We start from the raw sequence: 2,500 nt of genomic DNA, 5'->3' as shown, positions 1-2,500 counted from the left end.
ACTATCGGTCACTAGGGAGTATTTAGGGTTGGGAGATGGTCCTCCCAGATTCCGACGGGATTTCACGTGTCCCGCCGTACTCAGGATACTGCTAGGTACAAAGACTATTTTAAATACGAGGCTATTACTCTCTTTGGCTGATCTTCCCAAATCATTCTTCTATAATCTTTGAGTCCACATTGCAGTCCTACAACCCCGAAGAGTAAACTCTTCGGTTTGCCCTCCTGCCGTTTCGCTCGCCGCTACTAAGGCAATCGCTTTTGCTTTCTCTTCCTGCAGCTACTTAGATGTTTCAGTTCACTGCGTCTTCCTCCTCACATCCTTAACAGATGCGGGTAACAGGTAGTACCTGTTGGGTTCCCCCATTCGGAAATCCCTGGATCATCGCTTACTTACAGCTACCCAAGGCATATCGTCGTTTGTCACGTCCTTCTTCGGCTCCTAGTGCCAAGGCATCCACCGTGCGCCCTTATTAACTTAACCTTATTTTTCTGACCTTTCAGTCATAAACTCTTATTAATACTACAGCGTTTTCGGTTTATTTTCTTGTTACTATTTGATATAGATATTCAATTTTCAATGTGCATTACTTGGTGATCTCTCACCAATGGAGCCTAGCGGGATCGAACCGCTGACCTCCTGCGTGCAAAGCAGGCGCTCTCCCAGCTGAGCTAAGGCCCCACAAGACCTCTCAAGACTAAACAAGACCAATGCGCAGTTCCTTTTCCTTAGAAAGGAGGTGATCCAGCCGCACCTTCCGATACGGCTACCTTGTTACGACTTCACCCCAATCATCTATCCCACCTTAGGCGGCTGGCTCCTTACGGTTACCTCACCGACTTCGGGTGTTACAAACTCTCGTGGTGTGACGGGCGGTGTGTACAAGGCCCGGGAACGTATTCACCGCGGCGTGCTGATCCGCGATTACTAGCGATTCCGACTTCATGTAGGCGAGTTGCAGCCTACAATCCGAACTGAGACTGGCTTTAAGAGATTAGCTTGCCGTCACCGGCTTGCGACTCGTTGTACCAGCCATTGTAGCACGTGTGTAGCCCAGGTCATAAGGGGCATGATGATTTGACGTCATCCCCACCTTCCTCCGGTTTATTACCGGCAGTCTCGCTAGAGTGCCCAACTGAATGATGGCAACTAACAATAGGGGTTGCGCTCGTTGCGGGACTTAACCCAACATCTCACGACACGAGCTGACGACAACCATGCACCACCTGTCACCTCTGTCCCGAAGGAAAGCTCTATCTCTAGAGCGGTCAGAGGGATGTCAAGACCTGGTAAGGTTCTTCGCGTTGCTTCGAATTAAACCACATGCTCCACCGCTTGTGCGGGCCCCCGTCAATTCCTTTGAGTTTCAACCTTGCGGTCGTACTCCCCAGGCGGAGTGCTTAATGCGTTAGCTACGGCACTAAACCCCGGAAAGGGTCTAACACCTAGCACTCATCGTTTACGGCGTGGACTACCAGGGTATCTAATCCTGTTTGCTCCCCACGCTTTCGAGCCTCAGCGTCAGTTACAAGCCAGAGAGCCGCTTTCGCCACCGGTGTTCCTCCATATATCTACGCATTTCACCGCTACACATGGAATTCCACTCTCCCCTCTTGCACTCAAGTTAAACAGTTTCCAAAGCGTACTATGGTTAAGCCACAGCCTTTAACTTCAGACTTATCTAACCGCCTGCGCTCGCTTTACGCCCAATAAATCCGGACAACGCTCGGGACCTACGTATTACCGCGGCTGCTGGCACGTAGTTAGCCGTCCCTTTCTGGTAAGATACCGTCACAGTGTGAACTTTCCACTCTCACACTCGTTCTTCTCTTACAACAGAGCTTTACGATCCGAAAACCTTCTTCACTCACGCGGCGTTGCTCGGTCAGACTTCCGTCCATTGCCGAAGATTCCCTACTGCTGCCTCCCGTAGGAGTCTGGGCCGTGTCTCAGTCCCAGTGTGGCCGATCACCCTCTCAGGTCGGCTATGTATCGTCGCCTTGGTGAGCCGTTACCCCACCAACTAGCTAATACAACGCAGGTCCATCTGGTAGTGATGCAATTGCACCTTTTAAGCAAATGTCATGCAACATCTACTATTATGCGGTATTAGCTATCGTTTCCAATAGTTATCCCCCGCTACCAGGCAGGTTACCTACGCGTTACTCACCCGTTCGCAACTCATCCAGAAGAGCAAGCTCCTCCTTCAGCGTTCTACTTGCATGTATTAGGCACGCCGCCAGCGTTCGTCCTGAGCCAGGATCAAACTCTCATTAAAAGTTTGAGTTCTCACTCATTTCTGTCACTGACAGATTTATTGTTTTTTCATTGTTCAGTACTACAACCTTAGTTGTAGTGCCCTGCACATTGGTTCGTCTTGTTCAGTTTTCAAAGGTCTTTGTCACTCGCTTCTCTCAAGCGACAACTATATTAGTATATCACAGTCGCTTTCGCTTGTCAACACTTTTTTGAAACTTTTTTAATCTTTTTTCATCAAGTG

1 tRNA gene and 2 rRNA genes (1 of these 3 cut by a window edge) are annotated in these 2,500 nt (G+C 49.4%); all 3 read right to left on the bottom strand.

What is annotated here, in order from left to right:
* Window positions 1-483 (bottom strand): 23S ribosomal RNA (locus TZ90_RS00015) (it extends 2,418 nt beyond the left edge of the window).
* Between the two features lie 125 nt (window positions 484-608).
* Window positions 609-681, bottom strand: a tRNA-Ala gene (locus tag TZ90_RS00010).
* Window positions 682-732: 51 nt separating this feature from the next.
* Window positions 733-2,278: ribosomal RNA gene (locus tag TZ90_RS00005) — 16S ribosomal RNA — on the bottom strand.
* Together the 16S and 23S rRNA genes with 1 tRNA gene alongside form the textbook arrangement of a ribosomal RNA operon.
* Window positions 2,279-2,500 lie beyond the last annotated feature (222 nt).

Source organism: Streptococcus mitis (genome assembly GCF_000960005.1).
GTDB classification, from domain to species: domain Bacteria; phylum Bacillota; class Bacilli; order Lactobacillales; family Streptococcaceae; genus Streptococcus; species Streptococcus mitis_CK.
This window is presented reverse-complemented; position numbering and strand designations above follow the sequence as displayed.